The sequence below is a fragment of the Nocardioides bizhenqiangii genome (assembly GCF_034661235.1).
Classification (GTDB): Bacteria; Actinomycetota; Actinomycetes; order Propionibacteriales; family Nocardioidaceae; genus Nocardioides; species Nocardioides bizhenqiangii.
This window is the reverse complement of sequence record NZ_CP141059.1, coordinates 4194188-4216231: the sequence shown is the minus strand read 5'-3', so window position 1 is coordinate 4216231 and position 22044 is coordinate 4194188. Positions and strand designations below refer to the sequence as shown.

The 22044-nt window shown below is 69.7% G+C and carries 17 protein-coding genes; 13 read left to right on the top strand and 4 right to left on the bottom strand.

Annotation, left to right across the window (positions count from 1 at the left end; genetic code table 11):
* The first annotated feature begins 27 nt into the window (after positions 1 to 27).
* The 6 genes from SHK19_RS20410 to SHK19_RS20385 all read left to right on the top strand — a co-directional run bounded on the left by SHK19_RS20410 (position 28) and on the right by SHK19_RS20385 (position 7142).
* The gene (locus tag SHK19_RS20410; protein ID WP_322937307.1) at positions 28 to 2052 is read left to right on the top strand and encodes a hypothetical protein; all 2025 of its coding nucleotides are present in this window, start codon (positions 28 to 30) and stop codon (positions 2050 to 2052) included.
* Between the two features lie 10 nt (positions 2053 to 2062).
* Positions 2063 to 2983 (top strand): glycosyltransferase family 2 protein, encoded by a 921-nt coding sequence (locus SHK19_RS20405; protein ID WP_322937306.1) that lies wholly within the window; start codon positions 2063 to 2065, stop codon positions 2981 to 2983.
* Positions 2980 to 5031, top strand: coding sequence for a hypothetical protein (locus SHK19_RS20400; protein WP_322937305.1), 2052 nt, complete (start codon positions 2980 to 2982; stop codon positions 5029 to 5031). Before SHK19_RS20405 ends, SHK19_RS20400 begins: the two co-directional genes overlap by 4 nt.
* Positions 5028 to 5732, top strand: a complete 705-nt coding sequence (locus SHK19_RS20395; protein ID WP_322937304.1) for a class I SAM-dependent methyltransferase — start codon at positions 5028 to 5030, stop codon at positions 5730 to 5732. Before SHK19_RS20400 ends, SHK19_RS20395 begins: the two co-directional genes overlap by 4 nt.
* Positions 5725 to 6642 carry a hypothetical protein gene (locus SHK19_RS20390; RefSeq protein WP_322937303.1) on the top strand — a complete coding sequence of 306 codons (918 nt, stop codon included), beginning with the start codon at positions 5725 to 5727 and terminating at the stop codon, positions 6640 to 6642. The genes SHK19_RS20395 and SHK19_RS20390 overlap by 8 nt, the downstream gene beginning before the upstream one ends.
* A 77-nt stretch (positions 6643 to 6719) precedes the next feature.
* Positions 6720 to 7142, top strand: a complete 423-nt coding sequence (locus SHK19_RS20385) for a 4'-phosphopantetheinyl transferase family protein (RefSeq protein ID WP_322454574.1) — start codon at positions 6720 to 6722, stop codon at positions 7140 to 7142.
* On the opposite strand, the gene SHK19_RS20380 is transcribed toward SHK19_RS20385, so the two are convergent.
* Both SHK19_RS20380 and SHK19_RS20375 read right to left on the bottom strand, forming a co-directional pair.
* Positions 7090 to 8418: a M1 family metallopeptidase gene (locus SHK19_RS20380; RefSeq protein WP_322454575.1), complete on the bottom strand. Its 1329-nt coding sequence runs from the start codon at positions 8416 to 8418 to the stop codon at positions 7090 to 7092. The two genes, SHK19_RS20385 and SHK19_RS20380, sit on opposite strands and share 53 nt — an antisense overlap.
* The gene (locus tag SHK19_RS20375) at positions 8415 to 12152 is read right to left on the bottom strand and encodes a Pls/PosA family non-ribosomal peptide synthetase (RefSeq protein WP_405030440.1); all 3738 of its coding nucleotides are present in this window, start codon (positions 12150 to 12152) and stop codon (positions 8415 to 8417) included. The genes SHK19_RS20380 and SHK19_RS20375 overlap by 4 nt, the downstream gene beginning before the upstream one ends.
* A gap of 335 nt (positions 12153 to 12487) precedes the next feature.
* Here SHK19_RS20375 and SHK19_RS20370 point away from each other — a divergent pair, with 335 nt between their 5' ends.
* The 5 genes from SHK19_RS20370 (at position 12488) to SHK19_RS20350 (ending at position 19038) form a co-directional block, all read left to right on the top strand.
* Positions 12488 to 13969, top strand: a complete 1482-nt coding sequence (locus tag SHK19_RS20370; RefSeq protein ID WP_322937301.1) for an alkaline phosphatase PhoX — start codon at positions 12488 to 12490, stop codon at positions 13967 to 13969.
* Between the two features lie 105 nt (positions 13970 to 14074).
* Entirely contained in the window at positions 14075 to 14539 is a 465-nt protein-coding gene (locus SHK19_RS20365; RefSeq protein WP_322937300.1) for a DUF4395 domain-containing protein, read from the top strand.
* Between the two features lie 274 nt (positions 14540 to 14813).
* On the top strand, positions 14814 to 16001 hold the full coding sequence (gene tuf, locus SHK19_RS20360) for an elongation factor Tu (protein ID WP_322937299.1): 1188 nt from the start codon (positions 14814 to 14816) through the stop codon (positions 15999 to 16001).
* Positions 16002 to 16202: 201 nt separating this feature from the next.
* The gene (locus SHK19_RS20355) at positions 16203 to 18407 is read left to right on the top strand and encodes an MMPL family transporter (protein WP_322454580.1); all 2205 of its coding nucleotides are present in this window, start codon (positions 16203 to 16205) and stop codon (positions 18405 to 18407) included.
* A 130-nt stretch (positions 18408 to 18537) separates the two neighbouring features.
* Positions 18538 to 19038 (top strand): hemerythrin domain-containing protein, encoded by a 501-nt coding sequence (locus SHK19_RS20350; RefSeq protein WP_322937298.1) that lies wholly within the window; start codon positions 18538 to 18540, stop codon positions 19036 to 19038.
* Position 19039: 1 nt separating this feature from the next.
* Here SHK19_RS20350 and SHK19_RS20345 read toward each other — a convergent pair whose 3' ends face one another.
* On the bottom strand, positions 19040 to 19270 hold the full coding sequence (locus SHK19_RS20345) for a hypothetical protein (protein WP_322937297.1): 231 nt from the start codon (positions 19268 to 19270) through the stop codon (positions 19040 to 19042).
* Positions 19271 to 19533: 263 nt separating this feature from the next.
* On the opposite strand from SHK19_RS20345, the gene SHK19_RS20340 reads away from it, so the two are divergent.
* Both SHK19_RS20340 and SHK19_RS20335 read left to right on the top strand, forming a co-directional pair.
* Entirely contained in the window at positions 19534 to 20220 is a 687-nt protein-coding gene (locus SHK19_RS20340; RefSeq protein ID WP_322937296.1) for an NAD-dependent deacylase, read from the top strand.
* Complete coding sequence (locus SHK19_RS20335; protein ID WP_322937295.1) at positions 20217 to 21224, top strand: asparaginase; 1008 nt, start codon at positions 20217 to 20219, stop codon at positions 21222 to 21224. Before SHK19_RS20340 ends, SHK19_RS20335 begins: the two co-directional genes overlap by 4 nt.
* On the opposite strand, the gene SHK19_RS20330 is transcribed toward SHK19_RS20335, so the two are convergent.
* Entirely contained in the window at positions 21221 to 21997 is a 777-nt protein-coding gene (locus SHK19_RS20330) for a TetR/AcrR family transcriptional regulator (RefSeq protein ID WP_322454585.1), read from the bottom strand. The genes SHK19_RS20335 and SHK19_RS20330 overlap by 4 nt on opposite strands.
* Between the last annotated feature and the right edge of the window lie 47 nt (positions 21998 to 22044).

Here is a 22044-nt window from a genome sequence, read left to right as displayed (position 1 = left end):
CGGAACGCAGCTTCTCACGGCCCGCTGGTGACAGCCCGACCTCCGCGATTCCTGGTCTGGGTGAGTGCGGGTGTCGTCGCGGCAGGCGTCACCATGAGCGTGGTGGGCGCGCTGCGCACGGGGATCTCCTGGGACGAGCCGTTCCACGTGATGCGACTCCGCAACCTCTTCGAGCACGGCTGGTTCAGCGTCGACTGGTCCACCGATGCCGGTGGTTCGATCGCGGGCGACAACAACACGCTCGTCTACGGACCGGTCATGATGCTCCTGCTCCACGGCCTCTGCGTTCTTGTGGGGGTCGAGGACTGGAACGCGGTCGCGACCAGCCCGACGGCGTACGACGTGCGGCACCTCGGCGTTGTGATCATCGGCCTGGTCGGTACCGCCGCAGCCAGCGGCATCACGCGGATCCTGCTCCGGTCGTGGAGCTGGGCCGCGGTCACGGCTGGGGTGCTGTTCGCACTGCCCATGTGGACCGGCCACGTCATGTTCAACATCAAGGACGTTCCTGTCGCGAGCGGCTACACCCTCATGACGCTGGCGCTGCTCGCCATGGTCACGCCGACGCAAGCACGTCGATCCTGGCGCGTCACCGGACTCGTCCTCGGAGCGGTGCTGATGGTGGGCACGCGGCCGGCGATGTGGTCGGCGCTGGTGCTGGGCGTGGCCATCGTGGGATGCGGCTGGATGGTGATCCGTCGCTCGCGAGCTGCCGAGGGCGAGGTGCGACCGGCGTGGGGCGAGGCGCTCACCGGCTTGGCAGCTGCCTGGGCGATCCTCGCCGTGATCTATCCGAATGTCTTCGCGCACCCGTCGATGCTCCTGCGATCGGCCAGTCAGTCCGCGAGCTTCCGGGAGAACGATGCCTGGGGCTACCTCTACATCCCCTTCCACCTCGCCGCACAGTTCCCACTGCTGCTCCAGGGGTTGGCGGCGATCGGGTTGTGGGTCGCCATCCGGGCCGCGCTGCGGCGACAGGATCGCGACCCAGTGTTGTCGACCCAGCTCACACTGGTGCTGGCACAGGTGTTGGCATTGCCGTTGCTCGCCTTCGCGAAGAACTCCGACCTCTACAACGGCCTCCGACAGCTTCTGTTCGCCTCACCGGCCTGGGCGGTGCTCGTCACCCTCGGGATGGCGCACCTGCTCGGATGGGCCGTTCATCGGACCCGTCTGGTCGGTGGGATCGCGGCCCTCTCGCTCGTCCTGCCGGTAGCCGACCAGGCCACGCTCTTCCCCTACCAGTACACCTACTTCAACCCTGCCCTCGACGCGACCGGGGCGCACGTCGACTCCGACTACTGGCGCACGAGCGTTCCCGAGCTGCTCCCGGCAATCCCGACCGACGGTCAGGTCATCTGTGGCCCGACCCGCTCGACCCAGATCGGACAATCCCCTGCCGATGACGAGGAGGCCACGATCGCGGGCCGCTACTCCTCCGACAGCAGCGTCGACTGCCGGGTCGACCCGCTTGGTCCGCTCTCCTCGCCCTGGACCGCGCTTGGGCTGCCGCTCGGCGACACGCTGCCGCGCGACGAGTTCTACGTGGTGATCGACCGGGACCACGCCTTGCCCAGCAACTGCACGCAGCTGGCGTCGGTGACCCGGCATCGCCACTGGCGCCAGGTATCGATGACCTACCTCGCGCGCTGTCGACTCGCTCCGAGCCCGATCGGCGACGGCGTGGCGTTCGTGCGCCCAGAAGGCGAGAACATGGCACCCGCGCTGTGGGCTTACGCACCCGAGGGTTGGGTGATGCGCGAGACCGCGAGCGCGATCGACGCGGCGGGCCCTTCCGCGAGCCTCACCTTCCGCGCGCCGGAGGCCTGCCGGCGACGAGCGTGTGCTCTGGAGCTCCGTGGCGAGGCTGGGCCGGACCTGGGTGTCGCCCTCAACGACGTGCCGGTGCCCGTCGACGTGAAGGCGGACGAGGTCACCGTTCCTCTGCCGGCGGGTGTCACCGCCGCCTGGGTGACCTTCACGAGCACGACCGGCGCGCCACTCGGCCTCCGGGTTCACACCATCCGAGTGATCCCGACCGGGGTCGGCTAGGAGACGCCGTATGTCCACCAACCTGTGGGTCGTCGTACCGGCCCTCAACGAAGCAGAGAACCTGGCCCTCGTGGTGCCACGGATCCTCGACGCGCTCGAGCTCGTCGACATGGAGGGCCACGTGGTCGTGGTCGACGATGGTTCGACGGACAAGACCCGCGAAGTGGTCGCCGATCTCGCGGACCGACACTCGGCGGTTCGCCTGCTGTCGCTGGGCCGCAACATGGGCAAGGCCACCGCGTTGCGCCGTGGGTTCGACGAAGCGCTGCTCGAGGGCGCCGAGGTCGTCGTGATGATGGACGCCGACGGACAGGACGATCCGGCTGAGCTGCCACTCCTCCTCGACCGGCTCGCCGACGGCGCCGACCTCGTCACGGGCGCACGAACCGTGCGCAACGACCGGTTCGTGAAGCGGAACACGTCCAAGCTCTACAACGCGGCCACAGCACGTCTGTCGGGTGCCCCGGGCAAGGACTTCAACTCCGGGTTCAAGGTGATGCGAGGTGAGGTTGCCCGCAATGCCTCCCCGATGCTGTACGGCGAGCTCCACCGGTACCTCACGGTGGTGGCGCACTGGCTGGGCTACCGGGTGGCCGAGGTCAGCGTGCAGCACCACGAGCGCTTGCACGGCAAGACGAAGTACGGGCTCGCCCGGTTCTGGCGCGGCTTCGTCGATCTGATGACCGTGCGGTTCCTGATGACCTATGAGAGCCGGCCCTCACACCTGTTCAGCGGGCTCGGCATGGCCAGCATGGCCGCCGGCGGGCTCGCCCTCGCCTACCTGTTCGCCGAGAAGGTGGCCGGGGCGGAGATCGGTGGTCGGCCCCTGCTCATCGCAGGCGTGGTTCTGGTGCTCGGCGGGCTGCAGTTGGTGCTGTTCGGGCTGCTGGCCGAGCTGCAGGTCTACTCCCGGCAGCGCGAGCGGGCGTGAGACCGCCGCCGCGCCCGCTGGTGGCGGTCGCGCTCCTCGTCCTGGCCGTCACGACGGTGCTCGCGATCCTCGGAGCACTCGAGACGGGCGTCAGCACGGACGAGCCGATCCACGTGATGCGGTTGCGCAACTTCTTCGACACCGGCTGGTACGCACTCGACTGGGACTACTCGGGCGCAGGCCCGGGCGGTGAGGGGACCAACACCTACGTCTACGCCCCGGTGACGATGCTCCTCCTCCACGGCTGGTCGGTGCTCTGGGGTGTCGAGGGATGGCACGAGGTGGCCACGACGTCCCATGCGTACGACGTCCGTCATCTCGGCGTCGTCGTCATCGCGCTGGCCGGACTCGCGGCGGTGGCGGCGGTCGGACGGGTCGTGCTGGGAAGCTGGCGATGGGGTGTCGTCGCCGCCGCAGTGCTGGCCGCGACCCCGCTCTGGACCGGGCACGCGATGTTCAACGTCAAGGACGTCCCGGTCGCCACCGGACACACGCTTGTCACGCTGGCGCTGGTGCTTCACGTGCGCGAGAACCCGACGCGCCCGTCGGTCCGGGTCGCCCGCTCCGGCTGTCTCGTGGCGGGTCTCATCCTGACCCTGGGCACGAGACCGGGCATGTGGGCCGGTATCGGCGTGGTCCTGGCCGTCTCGATCCTGGCCGTCCTGCTCGTTTCGGCAACGCGGCGCACTGCGGCGGTCACCCTCGCCGAGCTCCTCCTGGCCTGCGGTGCGGCCGCGGGGGCTCTCGTAGCGATCTACCCGAGCCTGTTCGGCTCCCCCCTGCGGGCGCTACCTCGCACGAGTGAGGCCTCGTCGAGCTTCCGCGACGGCCGGACGTCCGACCGGTTCTACGTGCTCCGGCACCTGGTCGAGGATCTGCCGACGCTGCTCACCGTGTTCGCCCTGACCGGCACCGTCGTCGCGATCGCGGCCTTGCTGCGCCGCGGTCGCCCGGACCGGGTCACCGCCGCGCGGCTGGCGCTGGTCGGCGCTCAGGCGTTCACCCTCCTCGTCGTCGCGGTCGCGCTGGGCTCGGATCTCTACCACGGCTTGCGCCAGCTGCTGTTCGCGATCCCCGCGCTTGCCGTGCTGGCCGCGTACGGGATGGCGTGGTGGTCGGAGCGGGCACGGGTCAGACCTGGCCTCCTGGTGGTAGCGGCTGGAGCCGCGCTGGTGCTGCCCACCGTCGACCAGGTCACCCTGCAGCCGTACCAGACGACGTACGTCAACCTCGCCACCGACGTCCTGTCCGGTTCACGGGCCGCCGACGAAAGACCGGGTGGAGACTACTGGCGGGTGAGCATTCCCGAGCTGGTTGCGCGCTCGGCGCTCGACCGTCAGCTCCTCTGCAAGGCGACCGTCGACGAGGCGACCGACCTCGCCCACCCCTTCGCCAACGGGGGTCTGGCGTTCTCGACCGTCCGCAACACCGACTGCCGCGAGGAGGCGAACGGACCGCTCGCCCCCGAGGGCCTCCCGGTGGTCCGGCAGCTGCCTGCTGAGGAGTTCGACGCGGTCTTCATCGGACCCCTTCCGAGCAACTGCACCCCGCTCGACGAGGTGACCCGCTGGCGACATGGGTTCGAGATCGTGCTCAGCACCATCGGCAGATGCACCGTCCATCCGACCGCGCTCCCGGCATCCGGCGTCCGCGTGTCCGACACGGCGCCGAGCACGACATTTCCCAGCGACCTCTGGCGCTACGCCATCGACGGCTGGGTCCAGTGGCCCGACCGACAAGACCTGACGGCGCCCGTACCGGTCGCGGAGGTCGCCCTCCGCCCGAGCCGCCGAGCCTGCGCACACGGCTGCCGGTTGGTCATCGAGGGGACGGCACCCGACGATCTCGTCGCGCGCGTCGACGGGACAAAGGTGCCGTTGACTCACGACGGTCCAGGAACGGTGACGCTCCCGCTGGGGTCTGCACGGGCGGCACGTCCGGTGTGGGTGACGTTCTCCCGCCGATCTGGCGAGACCTTGGGGATGACGCTGTCGGCGTTGTCGCTGGCGCCGAACCTGAAGCAGAGCACGACGAAGGGACAGGAATGAAGACTGCGTACGTCGCCAGCCTTCGAGCGCTCCGCCGGATCCTGGCCGCGGTCGGTCTGCTCGGTCTTCTCGACCGGTGGGCCAGACGATCGCGAACCGGGCTCTGGGTGCGCTCGCTGCTCTCGATCTACGACCTTCAGGACCTGCTGAGCTACGACGTCCCATGGTGGACCTTCGAGGCCTCCGACCGCGTCGCCGGCTTCCTGTCCACGCGGCCGCAGGCACGCGTGTTCGAGTGGGGGTCGGGGGCCTCGACGGTCTGGATGTCGAAGCGCGCCGGCGACGTGACGTCCATCGAGCACGACGCGGAATGGGGGGCGATCGTCGAACCGGTGCTCCCCGACAACGCGGTGGTCAAGATCGCCTCGCCCCGGACGGCGATCGGTGATCCGGCGGAGGAGCGCTCAGGCAAGCCAGGCTTCGAGGGACTCGACTTCTCCGAGTACGTGGCCGCTGTCGACGTGACGGATGGTCACTTCGATCTCATCGTCATCGACGGCCGGGCGCGCGGCGCCTGCTTCCATCGGGCCGTCTCCCGGCTCGCACCCGGAGGCGTCCTCGTCTTCGACAACGTGGACCGGAAGCGCTACCGCGACGCCATTGCCTCGTCCCCGGTGGCCGTCGACGTCGAGTGGACACGGGGCCTGACTCCTGCGCTGCCCTACCCGACGCGCACGGCCCTCGTGAGGCTTCGTGACTGACACCCGCTACCTGACTGCGCTGCGGGTGGCCTTCCTCGTCGCCGTGGCGGTGTTCGCGTGGTACGGCCTGCATGGTCGGCTGGACGAGGTGGGCGCGGCGCTCCGCGCCACGTCGGCTCTCGGCGTCGCCGGGGCGTTCGTGCTGGTCCTTCTCGGCCTGCTCGCCACCGGCTTCGTGTGGCTGCGACTGATGCGGGTGGCAGGGGCAGACCTACCTCTGCGAGACGGACTCGCGACGTTCTTCGTCGGACAGCTGGGCAAGTACATCCCGGGATCGGTCTGGTCGATCGGGGCACAAGCACAGATGGCTGGGCGCAATTCGGTACCGCGCCGGTCCACCGTCGCCGCGGGCTTGCTCTTCCTCGGCTACCACGTCGCCACTGGGGTAGCCGCCAGCTCCGTCGTCGTGCTCGTCGGCGGCCTCGCCGTGCCGTGGCCCCCGGGGGTGACGGTCCTCCTGTTCGCCACCTCGGTGCTCGGCCTGCTTCCCGTCGTCGTACGCCGTGCCGGTAGTCGTGTTGCCGGCCGCCAGGTGGCCGTCGATCTCGGTGACACCCTCGTGCTGCTTGCTCTGATGGCTGCCGCCTGGTCGGCGTACTCCGTCGCGCTCGTGCTGCTCTCACCTGGTCGGCCGTGGGTCGACATGGCCGCCTTCGGCGGTGCCTTCGCGCTGGCGTACGCCAGTGGCGTCGTCATCGTGGCGGCCCCGGCTGGCTTCGGTGCTCGCGAGGCGCTCTTCGTCGTGCTCCTCACGCCGCTGCTCGGCGTCCCCGGCGCCACCGCTCTGGCTCTGTTGGCCCGGGTGGCCCACACGGCTGCCGACGGGACCATGGCAGCCGGTTGGTGGTACGGCGCGCAGGCGACGCGTCGGCGACGTGGATCAGGGAGGCCGGCCACCGCGCCACGATGACGGAAGGGTCACGGTGGGCGCATCAGCGGTCTGACCGTGCGGCGAGCCTCTCATCGGTGGCCGTAATACTGAGGGGCATGACGCGCGACCTGCTTCGCCGGGAAGCGGAGGCGATCCTCTGCCGCGAAACCGGCGCTGAGGCCGTCGCCCGGCTTTGTCCACGGTGCGGCAGCTCGGTGCACGGTCGTCCGTTGGTCGACGGCGGCGCACACGTCAGTCTCTCCTACGCAAGGGACCTCGTCGCCGTCGCGTGGAGCTGGGCTGGTCCCGTGGGGATCGACGTCGAGCTGGGTGACCGACTCGAGTGGACCCGCCTGGAGGCGCTCCTGAAGGCGGGTGGCGAGGGGATCGCGGATCGGCTCGCAGACCCCGTCGACCTGCCCGACGTACCGACCGCTGTCCTGCCGATGCCCGACGGCTACGTCGGCACCCTGGTCGGTCAGGACGTCAGCTGGCGGCTGGCAGGTCCGGGAGCTCCGGCTGCTGCAACCAGCACTTGAAGAGGTCGTCGAGATCGGTGCCGGTCCGATCGCCGGCGAAGGCCACGAACTCGGCGGTCGAGACGGTGCCGCCGCGATGGTGTGTGACCCAGCTGCGCAGAAGGTCGAAGAACGCGTCGTCCCCGACGGTGAGACGAACGGCGTGCAACGTGAGCGCCCCGCGCTTGTACAGGCGGTCGTCGAACATCAGCTCGGGGCCGGGGTCGGCAAGCACCAGGTCCTGCTCCAGATCGGCGAGTCGGTCGTGATGACGGCGAGCCCAGGTGTCGGCTGAGTCGCCTCCGGACTCTTCGGACCAGATCCACTCGCTGTAGCAGGCAAAGCCTTCATGCAGCCAGATGTCCTTCCACTCCCGAAGGGTCGCTGTGTTGCCGAACCATTGATGGGACAGCTCATGCGCCACGAGCCGGATCGCGTCCCAGTCGTCGCGGCAGAAGTTGCGCCCGAACGTCGAAAGCGTCTGGGATTCCAGCGGAATCTCGAGGTCGTCCGGAGTGACGACGACGGTATAGCTGGGAAAGGGGTAGGGACCGAACCGTTCGGTGAAGGCCACCAGCATCTCGGGTTGCCGGCCGAACGCGGCCTCGAACCCGTCGCCGACATCGGGCGGAACGGCGGCGAGCATCGGAACCGAGGCGTCCAGCTCACGAAGCTCGTAGCGGCCGATCTGGACCGTCGCCAGGTACGTGGCCATCGGCTCGAGCTGCTGGTAGGTCCAGCGCGTGGTGGCTCCGCGCCGGCGTCGAAGGGCCAGCTCGCCGTTGGCGACGACGACGTATTCGGGTTGGGTCGTCACCGAGATCGTGTACGAGGCCTTGTTGTCGGGTCGGTCGTTGCAGGGGAACCAGGTCGGCGCGCCGTGCGGCTGGCCCGCGACGATCACGCCGTCCTCGAGCTCCTCCCACCCAGCATCGCCATGGTGGCGGTCGACGAGCGGGCGCGGCTGTCCTTCGTACTTCACCAGGAGTCGGAAGTTCGTGCCGGCGGAGAGCGGACGGCGGAGGGTGACGACGAGGCGGTTGTCGCGGGCGGCGTACTTGGCCGGTTCCGCGCCATCGACGGTCACCTTCGTAGCCCGCAGGTGCGCGAGATCGAGGACCACCCGGGTCAGGTCGTGCTCAGCGACCGCATCGAGGACGACCTGACCGCGCAGACGGTTGCCGGACACGTCGTACTGGAGGTCGAGGGCGTAGTGGGTGGCGCTCCACGCCGGGTCTCCGTGGCCCGGGAGGTAAGGGTCGGACGTCGGAAGGTCGGCGCTGTTGCGCAGACTCACGAGTGGTCTGCCCAGGGACCGATGGGGTTGCCGATCCAGCTCGTCTTGTCCGGCACGGACTCGCCTCTCATCACCAACGACACAGGCCCGACCGTAGCGTGACGACCCAGCATCGCGGCCGGCAGGATCACGCTGTTCGGACCCAGCGTCGCGCCTCGCCGCAGCGCCACGGTGTCCATGCTGAGAACGCGGTCGTGGAACAGGTGGGTCTGGAGCACGCTGCCCGGGTTGACCGTGGCACCGTCGCCGAGGTCGACCAGGTCTGCTTCGGGCAGCCAGTAGGTCTCGCACCAGACGCCGCGGCCGATCCTGGCACCCATTGCGCGGAACCACGCGTTGAGCAGCGGAGTGCCGGACACCGGGCGAGCGAACCAGGGCGCCGCCACGACCTCGACGAAGGTGTCGGCCAGCTCGTTGCGCCAGACGAACGAGCTCCACAGCGGATGGGCACCGGGTCTCATGCGACCGACGAGCAGCCATTTGGCGACCACGGTCAGGCAGGCTGCGACAAGTCCGCCGAAGGCCAGCACCGGTCCGGCAACAAGGACGGCGACGACCGGATTGGCTCGATCCAGAACGACGACCAGGACGATCGCCAAGGCAGTCGCGAGTCCGATCGCCAGCGTGCAGGGAATGAGGCGGCAGAGCTCGAAGCCGGCTCGCGCGATCTTGAGGCGGGTGGGTGGCGCGTAGGTGCGGCCAGAGTCGCTCTCCGAGGTCACCCGCCGCAGCGCGGCCGGAGGGCTTCCCAGCCAGGATTCGCCGGAGCGCGCACTCTTGCGTCGCGGCGCGGCAGAGAGGACCGCGACGAGCGAGGCCTTGGGCACCTTGCGCCCCGGGGCGGCCATGCCGGAGTTGCCGACGAAGGCCCGTCTGCCGATCTTGACCCGTTCGACCCGCAGCCACCCACCGCCTAGTTCATAGCCGCCGATGAGGGTGTCGTCGGCGAGGAAGGCTTGGTCGTTGACCTGGGTCAGCGACGGCACCATCAGCACCGTCGACGCCTCGACGTCGGTTCCGACCCGAGCGCCGAGCAGTCGCAGCCAGGCAGGCGTCAGCATCGAGGAGTAGAGCGGGAAGATCCAGGTCCGCGCCTCGTCGAGCACGCGGATCGTCGTCCACACCGCCAGCGCCGCCCGACTGCGCACCGGGTGTACGCCGGGCACGATCGCCCGGGCTGCCAGGCGGACCACGGCCCACACCAGGACGGCCACGGTGACCAGGCCGGCGAGCGTCGAGACCGGCAACCAGGGGAGCAGCGCCAGTGCGTCGGCGAAGCCCGTCGGGCGCTCGGCCACCAGGAGCGGTATCGCCGCGCCGCCGACGATCCCGAGCAGGGGAATGACAGACAGGAACGCCGCGACCGCGCCGTACGCCGCCACCCACAGCGGGCTGCTGGCCGGCCGGTCCCGCCAGGGGCCACGCGCGGTCCGGGAGACCCTGACGGCCGGCGACCCCGACCAGAACTCGCCCGCGGGCACGGTGCCGAAGACCGACGCGCCAGGGGCGACCTCGGCATCGGCCTCCACCACTGCGCCCGGGCACAGCATGCTGCGGGCGCCGACCCGGGCCCGTGCCCCCACCGAGATCGGGCCGACGTGCACGACGTCGCCATCGACCCAGAAGCCGGTGAGGTCCACCTCGGGCTCGATCGAGGCGCCCTTCCCCAGCCGGAGCATGCCGGTCACGGGCGGGATGCTGTGCAGGTCGACGTCGCGACCGATCTTCGCCCCGAGCAGCCTCGCGTACCACGTGATCCATGGGGCGCCGGCGAGGCTGACGGCGCGCAGCTCGTCGACCACGTGCTGGGCGAGCCACAACCGGAGGTGGATCCGACCGCCGCGGGGGTGGTTGCCGGGAGTGACAGGTCGGAGCAGGAGCCGCGCGAAGCCCGCCGCCAGGAGCATCCGACCCGGGGCGCTGACCAAGACCAGCCAGGCGGGCACGACCAGCCACCACGAGGGCTGAGGAAGCCAGCCCATGCCGAGCAGGCTGGCGCCGAGCTGGCACCCGAGGCCGACCCACGCCAGCCACTGGAGGCCGCCGAGGGAGCGCACCATCAGGGTGGCGGCGACCTGTCCGAGCTGGCTCTTCAGAGGGATCGGCCGCACGGCTCGCGTTGACGCCGGACCAGGGGTGGCCAGGCCGTCCAGGTAGGTAGCGAGAGCGCCCACGGTCGGATGCTCGTAGATGTCACCCACCGCAGCATCAGGGAAGCGGCTGCGAAGCAGCGACACCATCTGAGCCGCCGTCAGGCTCCCGCCGCCGAGGTCGAAGAAGTCGTCGGTGACGGTTGTGGGCTGGGCTGCGAGCACTTCGTTCCAGAGCTCGGCGATCCACGCCGCCGTACCCCGGAGCGCCGTGCTCGTCGTGGCCGGTGGCAGCGGCCAAGCGAGCGCGTCGCGGTCGACCTTGCCCGAGGTTCGGGTCGGCAAGGCCTCGACGAGTGCCAGTCGTGGCACCAAGGGTGCCGGCATCGAACGGCGCAAGGACTCGACGGCGCTGGCTTGGTCGAACGATGCATTCGTGGCTATGTAGCCGACCAGGAGCCTGTTGCCGGCAGCCGTCCTCCGCACGGCAGCGGCCGCGGCAACCACCCCAGGGAGTGCGAGGAGCGCGCTGTCGATCTCGCCGAGCTCGACACGTCGACCACCCAGCTTGACCTGGTCGTCGGCCCGACCCTGGAAGAACAGCCCGGCGGAGTCATAGATCACCACGTCGCCACTCCGGTACGCGCGGTCCCACCCCAGTGACGGCATCGGTGCGTACTTCTCGGCGTCCTTCTCGGGATCGAGGTAACGGGCGAGCCCGACGCCACCGATGATGAGCTCGCCTGACTCGCCCTCGCCGACCGGCTGGCCGTCGGCATCGACGACGGCGAGGTCCCACCCGTCGAGCGGCAGTCCGATCCGCACCAGCCCGTCGTCGCTCAGCCGCGCGCCGCAAGCGACCACAGTCGCCTCGGTGGGGCCGTAGGTGTTCCAGACTTCGCGACCGGGCGCGAGGAGGCGGCTGGCCAGCTCCGGCGGGCAGGCTTCACCCCCCATGATGAGGAGGCGCACCTGCTCGAGCGACTCCAGCGGCCACAGCGCCACCAAGGTGGGCACTGTCGAGACAACGGTGATCTCGTTGGCGACCAGCCAGGGGCCGACGTCGATGCCCGTACGCACCAGTGCCCGCGGCGCCGGAACGAGGCAGGCGCCGTAACGCCACGCCAGCCACATCTCCTCGCACGAGGCGTCGAAGGCCACGCTCAGCCCGGCCATCACCCGGTCACCAACACCGAGGGGCGCTTCCTGGAGGAACATGCGGGCCTCCGCGTCGACGAAGGCTGCGGCGTTCCGGTGCGTCACCGCCACCCCCTTCGGGGTTCCGGTGGAGCCGCTGGTGAAGATCACCCACGCGTCGTCGTCCAAGCCAGGGTCGCGTGGCTCGAGAGCAGGGCCTTCCCTCCGCCAGACGACCACGCGGTCGTTGCCCACGATTGCGGTGACGTCGGCCTCGTCGAACACCAGCCGGGCGCGTTCATCCGGGTCGTCCACATCGACCGGCACGTACGCCGCGCCGGCGACGAGGACTCCGAGGATCGCCACGTAGAGGTCGGTCGTGCCCGAGGCGGCCCGCACCCCTACCTTGTCGCCGGGTCCGACACCATGAGCATTCAGCTCGGAGGCGAGCTCGTCGGCCGCCTCCTCGAGCTCGGCGTAGGTGAGCACGCCTGTGCCGGCGTCCACAGCACTGTCATGGGGGGCCTGGGCAACTGTCTCGCGGAAGATGTCGACGAGAGTCCGCGGCGGAGGTGCGAGGTGGCCACGCAGCAACGGCGTCGCAGGCGGGGGCACGCACGGACCGTCCCGGAAGAAGGTGAACGGGAGGTGTCGAGGCCGCTGCCGTGGTCGGGGTCGGTCCCCGGGTCGTAGCCGCAGCGGTGCTCGCGTCGACGAGCGGGCGGCGCGGGTCCACTCGCGTTCATCGGTTGGCCGTCTGGCCAACCACCGGCGTGGCTGCGGATTTCAGGTTCCGCCGCGAAGTTGTGCGACGACGCATTGCTCAATCGCTAGGAGCACCGATGGTCATCTCTCGCCGCGGCCTGATGGCCAGCAGCGCCGCCGGAGCCGGGATCGCGGTCACCGGGTCTTTTCCCTCGCTCGCCGAGGCCAGGCCGAGGTTCGCTGCGACGCCCAGTGGCCCGCACCGTCCGTTTCCCCCGCTCGTCGACGATCCCGAGGGGATTCTGGCTCTCCCAGCCGGTTTCTCGTACAAGATCCTGACGCGGGCCGGGGAGACGGCTCTCGAGACAGGCGGGTCGTGCCCCGGCAGTCACGACGGTGCGGGGGCTTTCGGACATGGCCGGCGCCAATACCTGATCCTCAACCACGAGTGCGACGCCGGCGATCCGCTGGGTGTCCCGCACCTGCCGGGCACGGTGTACGACCCAGGCGCGACCGGTGGAGGTGGCTGCACCGTGGTCAGGACCGATGGCAAGGGCAACAACCGCGGGCAGTACGTGGGAATCTCAGGCACCATCGCCAACTGCGCCGGCGGGCCGACCCCGTGGGGGACCTGGTGGACGTGCGAGGAAGCCACCGCTCGTGCAGGGGAGGACTGGGAGAACGAGGACAGCGGTGCGACCGGCGTCTACGAGAAGGACCACGGCTACGTGTTCGAGGTCTTCGGCGACGGGCGCGCCCGACCGAAGCCGCTCAAGGCACTCGGGCGTTACGACCACGAGGCTTGCGCGATCAGCGCGGATCGCCAGTTCGTCTTCCTGTCCGAGGATGCCGACGAGCCGAACGGTCTGTTCTACCGCTGGGAGGGACCGCCTCGCTTCCGGATCGGCCCCGACACCGTCGCCAAGCTGTCCTCCGCGTCGTTCGGGCGGCTCGCCGCGATGGCAATTCTGTTGGATGACGGCAGCGTGCTGCCCGATGTCGCGTACTTGACCTCCGCCCAGCTCGGTCGGCCGTTCAGGGTCACCTGGGTGAAGGTGCCCGATCGCGACGCCACGGAGGTCGACGTGCGTGAGCAGTTCGCGGACGGCGAGGTCACCGGCGGTCGTAAGTTCGAGGGCGTGTGGGGCACCGAGCAAGGCGTGTACGTGGTGAACTCCTACGCACTCGAGAAGGGTGAAGACCTCCCCGTCGATGCTGTGCCGCACAGCGGAATGGTCTGGTTCTACAGCTACGCGGACCAGACGATCCAGCTGGTGAACTACTTCCCTTATCAGCAGCACGTCCACGAGGAGACGTTCGAGCCGGCGTATCCCGACCTCTACTTCGACAGCCCGGACAACGTCACCGTGACGCCGTGGGGATCACTCGTCCTGGCGGAGGACGGGGTGGGCGCATCGCACGTGCTCAGCAGCGTGCCCGGCGGACCGAGCTGCGCGATCGCCCGGAACATGATCAATGTCGGCGACGACGCTGAACCCGAGTACTCCGAGTTCACCGGTCCCACGTTCTCCGCAGACGGCAAGGTGCTCTACGTGAACATTCAGGACCCTGGCCTGACCATCGCCATTGATGGACCGTGGGGCAAGTACCTCGGGTGAGCTTGATCCGGGGGCCAGCGTCAGCCCGGGTTGTCCAGTCGTTGCCGACGTCAGTCAGCAACGCCCAGAATGTCGTTGGATCCTGGCCCCTACCCCGGAGACCCCATGCCCGGTACCAGCATCGGCGCCTGTCCGCTCCGCGCCCAGGTCGATCCGCGCCTGGTGCGGTTCAGCGCCGGGGCGACTGCGAGCATTCTCGCCATCGGGTTGCTCATCGTCGACGTTGCCCGACCATGGGGGCTCGGCCTGATCGCCACCCAGGCCGCCGTGTTCGCGTTCACCGCATTCGTCAGCTTCCAGTGGTCGCTGTGGGCGCAGGTCTATGCCCGCTTCATCTGGCCGCGGATAGGAGCACCGGCCGAGCTGGAGGATGCTCGGCCGCCGAGGTTCGCCCAGCTCCTCGGGTTCGTGCTCACGGCTGTGGGGCTGACCTTCTTCGCAGTCGGCGGCGACGTCGCCGGCTACAGCGTGACGGCACTCGCCGTTGGCGTAGCAGGCCTCAACGCCTCCACCGGGCTGTGCTTGGGCTGCAAGGCCTACTCGTTGATGCGCCGGCTGCGATCGGCCTGACCGGGAATCCGTTCGGTCCGGTCGGCGTTGGTACCTATCGTGATCCGCATGTTCGTCATCAGCACCGCGCTCCCGACAGCCCCTCTGTCGGTTGCAGCGCCCTGCGCTGACGGCGCGAACCTGCACCTCGCCGGCGCGCGACGCTGACCCTCCTCCCGCCCCAGCGGGACCGAAGGAGGAGGGTCGGCAGTTCCGCCCGGTCCCGGGCGCGGGCGGTCTGGCACGCCGCCCTGCCACGTCGTACGCCTGCGAATCACTCACAGAAAGCACTGCCATGGCCAAGAGCCAGTTCATGCGGACCAAGCCGCACCTCAACATCGGGACGATGGGTCACGTCGACCACGGCAAGACGACGCTGACCGCCGCGATCACCAAGGTGCTCGCGGACGCCGACCCGGGTCAGAACACCTTCGTGTCCTTCGACGGGATCGACCGGGCGCCGGAGGAGATCCAGCGTGGGATCACCATCAACATCGCGCACGTGGAGTACGAGACGGCGACCCGTCACTACGCCCACGTCGACATGCCGGGCCACGCGGACTACGTGAAGAACATGATCACCGGCGCTGCCCAGGTGGATGCGGCGATCCTCGTCGTGTCCGCGCAGGACGGCGCGATGCCGCAGACGCGGGAGCACGTGCTGCTCGCGCGGCGGGTCGGCGTGCCGTACCTCGTAGTGGCCCTCAACAAGTCCGACGCAGTCGAGGACGAGGACCTGCTCGACCTGGTCGAGCTGGAGGTTCGTGAGCTGCTCGGCGAGTACGGGTTCCCCGGCGAGGAGGTGCCCGTCGTCCGGGTGTCCGCGCTCAAGGCGCTCGAGGGCGACCCGCGGTGGACGCAGTCGATCATGGACCTCCTGCAGGCCGTCGACGACTACGTGCCGGTGCCCGACCGCGAGCTCGGCGAGCCGTTCCTGATGCCGATCGAGAGCGTGCTCACGATCAGCGGCCGGGGCACGGTGGTCACCGGTGCTGTCGAGCGGGGATCGCTCCGCGTCGGCGATGCCGTCGAGGTCGTCGGGCTCGGTCCGACGGTCGCGAGCGTGGCGACCGGGTTGGAGACCTTCGGCAAGACCCTGGAGGAGGTCCGGGCCGGCGACAACGCCGCGGTGCTGCTTCGTGGCGTACGTCGTGAGGACGTCCGCCGGGGCCAGGTGCTCGGCGCGCCCGGTTCGGTGATGCCGCATGCCAGGTTCACCGCGAACCTGCATGCACTGACCGCCGCCGAAGGTGGTCGGCACACGCCGTTCGCCGCGGACTACCGCCCGCAGTTCTACTTCCGGACGACCGACGTCTCCGGAGGCATGGACCTCGGGGAAGTGGCGCTGGTGATGCCCGGTGACACGGTCGAAGTGACCGTCGATCTCGGAAAGCCGGTCGCGATGGAGGTCGGTCTCGGCTTCGCCGTCCGCGAGGGCGGACGGACCGTGGCCGCCGGCACCGTCACTGGTCTGCTCGACTGACACGACCGCAGGTGGCGCAGGGGGTGGGTGGCCGCTTGGTGGGTGCGGCTACCCACACCCCGGCCGGCGGGCAGCCGTGCGGTCAGCCTCCGCAGGTGAGCGGCCTCCCCGATCGTCCGGGGCAACGGGAATTCCTAGGTTCGAGACGTGGCGCCTCGCCATCCGCCAAACCCACTCGAGCTCATCCCGAAAGGCTTCACCATGTCTCACTTCCTCTACCGAATCGGCAACTTCGCCGGGCGCCACCCCTGGCGTGTCATCGCCGCGTGGATCTTCGTCGCCGGCGCGGTCTTCATGCTCAACTCCTCGCAGGGTGGTGAGTACGACGAGAGCTTCAGCCTTCCGGGCTCGGAGTCCCAGCGTGCCGCCGACGCCATCGAGGACCGCTTCCCGCAAGAGACGCTGTACTCGTCGAACGTGATCTTCCACTCCGACAACGGACTGACCGACCCGGCCACCAAGGCCGCGATCGAGCAGGCCGTGGAGCAGTTGACCGAGGGTGAACACGTCGTTGCCGTGAGCAGCCCCTACGATCCTCGAGGCCCCACGGTCAGCGAGGACGGGCAGACCGCCTTCGCGACCGTCGCCTTCGACATCGAGAAGGTCGGCATCGAGGAGCTCGACGCCGCTGAGGAGGCGGTCCAGGACGTCCGTGACGCGGGCATCCAGGTCGAGTACGACGGCGGCCTCGGCTACGCCGACCTCCCCGCCGGCGGCAACAGCGAGCTGATCGGCGTCCTGCTCGCCGTCGTCATCCTCGCCGTCGCCTTCGGGTCGCTGGTCGCGATGAGCCTGCCCATCGGCACAGCGCTCCTCGCCATCGTGGTCGGCAGCAGCGGCATCGGCATCATGGCCGGCGTCGTCGCGGTGCCGAAGATCACCGGCATCGTCGCGATGATGCTCGGGCTCGGCGTCGGCATCGACTATGCGCTGTTCATCCTGACCCGGCACCGCCAGAACCTTGCGGCGGGGCAGTCCGTGCCCGTGGCCATCGGCCGCGCCAACGCGACCGCCGGCCTGTCGGTGCTGTTCGCAGGCGTGACCGTGATGGTCGCGATCCTCGGGCTCAAGCTCTCGGGCATCCCGATGATGGAGAAGATGGGGTACGGCTCGGCGATCATGGTCGCCGTCGTCATGCTCGCGTCGATCACCCTGCTCCCTGCGATCCTCGGCGTCGTCAAGCACCGCGTCAACAGCGCCCGGGTCCCCTTCGTGAAGCAGAAGCCGGTGGACAACCCGGATGCTGCTTCGGCCAAGTGGGCCGCACGGGTGGTCGCCAAGCCGCTGCGCTACGGCGGCGCGGCAGCGGTCGTCCTCGGAATCCTCGCGATCCCCGTCTTCTCGATGCACCTGGGGTTCGCGGACGCGGGCAACGATGCGCCGGACACGACGACCCGCAAGTCCTACGACCTGATGGCCGAGGGCTACGGTGCCGGCATCAACGGCCCGCTCCAGGTGGTGCTCGACGCCGACGGGGCCACGATCCCGAGTGGCGCGATCGAGCGGATCTCGACCGCGCTGGCGAGTGAGCCGGGCGTAGCCTCGGTCGACCCGCCGTCGACGAACGAGGCTGGGGACATCGCAATCATCAGCGTCGTCCCGACCACGTCACCGCAGGACGCGGAGACCGGCGAGCTGCTCGAGCAGATCCGTGAGGACACCATCCCCGCGGCGCTCGACGGTACCGGCGTCGAGGCGTCGGTCACCGGCAACACGGCGCTCACCGAGGACGTCTCGTCGCGACTGCAGGACCGGATGCCTCTGTTCCTCGGAGCGGTCATCGGGCTGTCGTTCCTGCTGCTGATGGTCGTGTTCCGGTCGGTGCTGGTCCCGCTGAAGGCTGCTGCGCTCAACGTGCTCGGCGTCGGAGCTGCGTACGGCGTGATCGTCGCGGTCTTCCAGTGGGGTTGGTTCGCGAACCTGATCGGCGTGCACGAGAGCGTGCCGATCATGCCGCTGGCTCCGATGCTGATGTTCGCGATCCTGTTCGGCCTCTCGATGGACTACGAGGTGTTCCTGATGAGCCGGGTCCGCGAGCAGTACCGCAAGCACTTCGATCCCCGGCGCGCCGTGGTCGAGGGTGTGGGCTCCACAGCCCGGGTCATCACCTGTGCCGCACTCATCATGATCGGCGTGTTCTCCTCGTTCATGTTGGACGTCGACGTCACGACCAAGATGTTCGGTCTCGGCCTCGCGGTCGCTGTCCTCCTGGATGTCACGCTGATCCGCATGGTGCTGGTCCCGGCTGCGATGAGCCTGTTGGGTCACCGCGCCTGGTGGCTCCCGGCCTGGCTCGAGCGCCGGCTGCCGTCGATCGACATCGAGGGTGGAGCGTACGACGGCGAGGAGCTGCCCGTCCTGGAGCCCGTCGCCGACGAGCCGGAGCGGGAGGCCGCCCTGGTCTGATCCGCGAGAGGAACAGCATCGCGCTGCGGCCGGCCCTTCGGGGTCGGCCGCAGCGTTGCTGTGGTGGGAGGTAGCGCAGTGGGTACCTCTCCGTTCGACCACGACTCGCCCCACCTCAGGAGACCCCCTTATGTCCACCGATGCCATCGTCCTGCTCAAGCAGGACCACAAAGAGATCCGGCGCTTGTTCCGGGAGTTCCAGCAGGCGGGGGAGGACGCGACCGCCCGCAAGGCGAAGCTGGTCGACGACATCATCGAGATCCTCACCGTGCACACCTACATCGAGAACGAGGTCATGTACCCGCGGGTCCGGGAGCTGCTGCCCGACCTCGAGGACGACGTGCTCGAGTCCTACGAGGAGCACCACGTGGCCGACCTCCTCGTCGTCGAGCTGGCCGGCATGAACCCGTCTGCCGAGCGGTTCGACGCCAAGACCACCGTCCTCATCGAGAGCGTCACGCACCACATCGAGGAGGAGGAGCAGGACTGGTTCCCCAAGGTCCGGGACGGTCTGGGCCGGAAGGTGCTCCAGGAGATCGGCGCCGAGATGCAGGAGGCCCGGACGAAGGCGCCGCGGCGACCCTCGCAGCCCAGCGCGCTGAAGAAGACCGTCGACGCCGTCCTGTCCTAGGTCAGCTCTCGGCCAGGACGTTGTCGGGCGCCGTCGACGATTCCGCCGGCGACAGCAGCAGCGCCGGAAGCCACTCGGTCATGACCCGGCCGTCGGCCTCGCGACTGACCAACCCTTCCAGGATCTCGCCGCGTCGGCGCCACTTCAGCACCAGGCCGTGATCCTGGTCGGGTGCGGTGGGAAGGTCGACGGACACTTCATGGACACCTGAGAAGACGGTCTCGTCCAACATGGCTTGATCCTCAATGAACTGCTGCACTCTGGCTCGCACCGCGGATCGCGGTAGCTGGTGCCGGGGACAGGATCGAGAAGCCGGTCGACGACTTGTACCTTCGACGGTACGCCCTGCTGTCAATCGCAGCACTCGCGCGAGCCGCGGCGGTCGGGGACGCAGCACGAACCGCCCCCGCACGCCGCCCTTCGCGACCGCGCGGTGCGGTCGACGATGCCCGGGAGGCGTACGACGCCGCTCGCTGACGGGCTTAGGCTGCCGCCGTGAAGGTCGTGGTCCTCACCGGAGCCGGCATCTCCGCCGAGAGCGGGGTGCCGACCTTCCGCGACGCCGACGGGCTGTGGGAGGGCCACCAGGTCGAGGACGTCGCGACACCCGGGGCGTTCCTGGCCGACCCCGTGACCGTGCACCGGTTCTACGACGCCCGCCGCGCCGCGCTCGGGAGCGTCGTACCCAATCCGGCGCACGTCGCCCTGGCCGAGCTCGAGCAACACCTCGGCGACGACCTGACCCTGGTCACCCAGAACATCGACGACCTGCACGAGCGAGCCGGCTCCAAGCGGGTCGTGCACATGCACGGCGAGCTGCGGTCGGCGCTGTGCGTCAGCTGCGAGGAGCGCAGCCAGTGGGACGGGCCGATGCTCGGCGCGACCTGCCGCTCCTGTGAACGCGGCGAGGTGCGGCCGGACGTGGTGTGGTTCGGCGAGGTCCCCTACCAGATGGACGACATCGTCGACGCGCTCGTCGAGTGCGACCTGTTCGTCTCGATCGGCACCTCGGGCGCCGTCTACCCGGCCGCAGGGTTCGTGCAGCAGGCCCGTGCGTACGGCGCACGCACGCTCGAGCTCAACCTGGTCCCGAGCGAGGGCAGCTTCTTCTTCCACGAGGCGCGGCGCGGCCGGGCCGGCGAGCTGGTGCCGGCCTGGGTGGCCGAGCTGGTCCGCACGTGACCTCTCGACGGATCGCGGTGCTCGGCACCGGCGGCACCATCGCCAGTCGGCTCGACCAGCACGGTGCCGCGCAGCCGGTCGACCGCGTGGGGGACATCGTGGTCGCGCTGGGTCTCGGGGAGCCGGGGGGCGTCGGCGAGGTCCAGGTCGAGGCTCGGGACCTCTTCGTCAAGGACAGCTCCGCCCTGACGACCGCCGACCAGGCGCTCATCGTCCGCGAGGTGCTGGCGACGCTCGGAGACTCCGAGATCGATGGAGTGGTCGTGACCCACGGGACCGATACGGCGGAGGAGACGGCGTACCTCCTCGACCTGGTGCACACCGACGACCGCCCGGTGGTGCTCACCGGCGCCCAGCGGCCGGCGGATGCCCCGGACGCCGACGGTCCCCGCAACCTGCGTGACGGGCTGTCGGTCGCTGCCGACCCGAGGGCCCGCGGCCTCGGAGTGCTGGTCGTTTTCGACGGCGTGGTGCTCGCCGCGCGGGGCGCCCGCAAGGTGCACACCCGGGAGGCGGCGGCGTTCGCTCATCCCGACGGCGGCGTCCTGGGACGGGTCGTCGACGGGAAGCTGGTCCTCGACGGCATCCCCGCACATCGCGAGCACCTGGTCGTCGACCCGCACGACATCGAGGCGCTCCGGGTCGACATCGCCGCGGTCTACCCCGGCGTCGACGGGACCGCGCTGGAGGCGTTCGCGGCTGCGGGCGCGCGGGGCGTCGTGCTCGTCGCCACCGGGTCGGGCAACGCCAACCCGGCCGTCGTCGCGGCCGTCGCCGACCTGACCCGGCAGGGGATCGTGGTCGGCCTCACCACCCGGGTCGACACCGGGCCGGTCGCCGGGACCTACGGCGGCGGCGGGGGCGGCGCCGATCTCGTGGCGGCCGGTGCCGTGCCGCTCGGCACGCTGCGCGCCGGGCAGGGCCGGATCCTGCTGCTCGCGCTGCTCGCCGCGGTCGGCGACCCCGAGCGGGTGCGCGCGCTGCTCCCGGCGTACGTCAATTAGGGCGCCGCGGGCGTCCGGCCCAGCGCGAGCTCGTCGTCGAGCAGCCGGATCATCCGTTCCTTCTCGCCACCGAGCCCGAGCGGCTCGAGCCAGTCGATCAACGTCGCGCGGAAGAGCGCGGCGCTCTCGAGCACCCGCGGGTCGCAGTGGCCTGTCGACTCGAGGGTGACCACGCCGTACAGCGCCGACCAGGACCGCATGTAGATCCAGAGGATGCCGCGGTCCTCCGGCTCGATGTGCGCCGCCTTCGCGGGGATCAGCGGGTTGAGCACCGCCTCCCTGACGATCGGGTCGAGCTCCTCGAGCGCCGGGTAGGGGAACTGGTAGAGCTCCCAGATCTGGTAGAGCAGGTCGGTGAAGTAGTGGCCCGAGGTCGACAGGGTGAGCAGCTCGCGGCGGTCGGACTCCTCGCTGAGGATCGGGTTGGCGAAGACGAGGGCGAACTCGCGCGGCCGGGTCAACGCCCAACGACGGAACGCCACGCAGGCTGCGCACAGCCGCGCGGCCGGATCGCTCTCGGGATACTTCTCGGCGGCCTTGATGAAGTCCTGGGTCGCTGCCTTGTCCAGCTCGAACGCCACCAGGTCGACCAGCTCCTGGTAGTTGGCGACGTAGCGGTAGAGCGCCGGCGCCGTCATCCCCATCCGCGACGCCACCGCACGCAGGGACAGCTCGGCCCCCTCGGTGAGCAGCTCGGTGGCGGCCCGCACGATCTCGTCGTACGTCGCCTCGCGCTGTCGCTCGCGTCGGGTGGGCTGGTGGAGTGCCGGCACGCGTGGGTCCTCGGTTCCGTTGCGGTCAGGGTCACATCTGCGAAGAC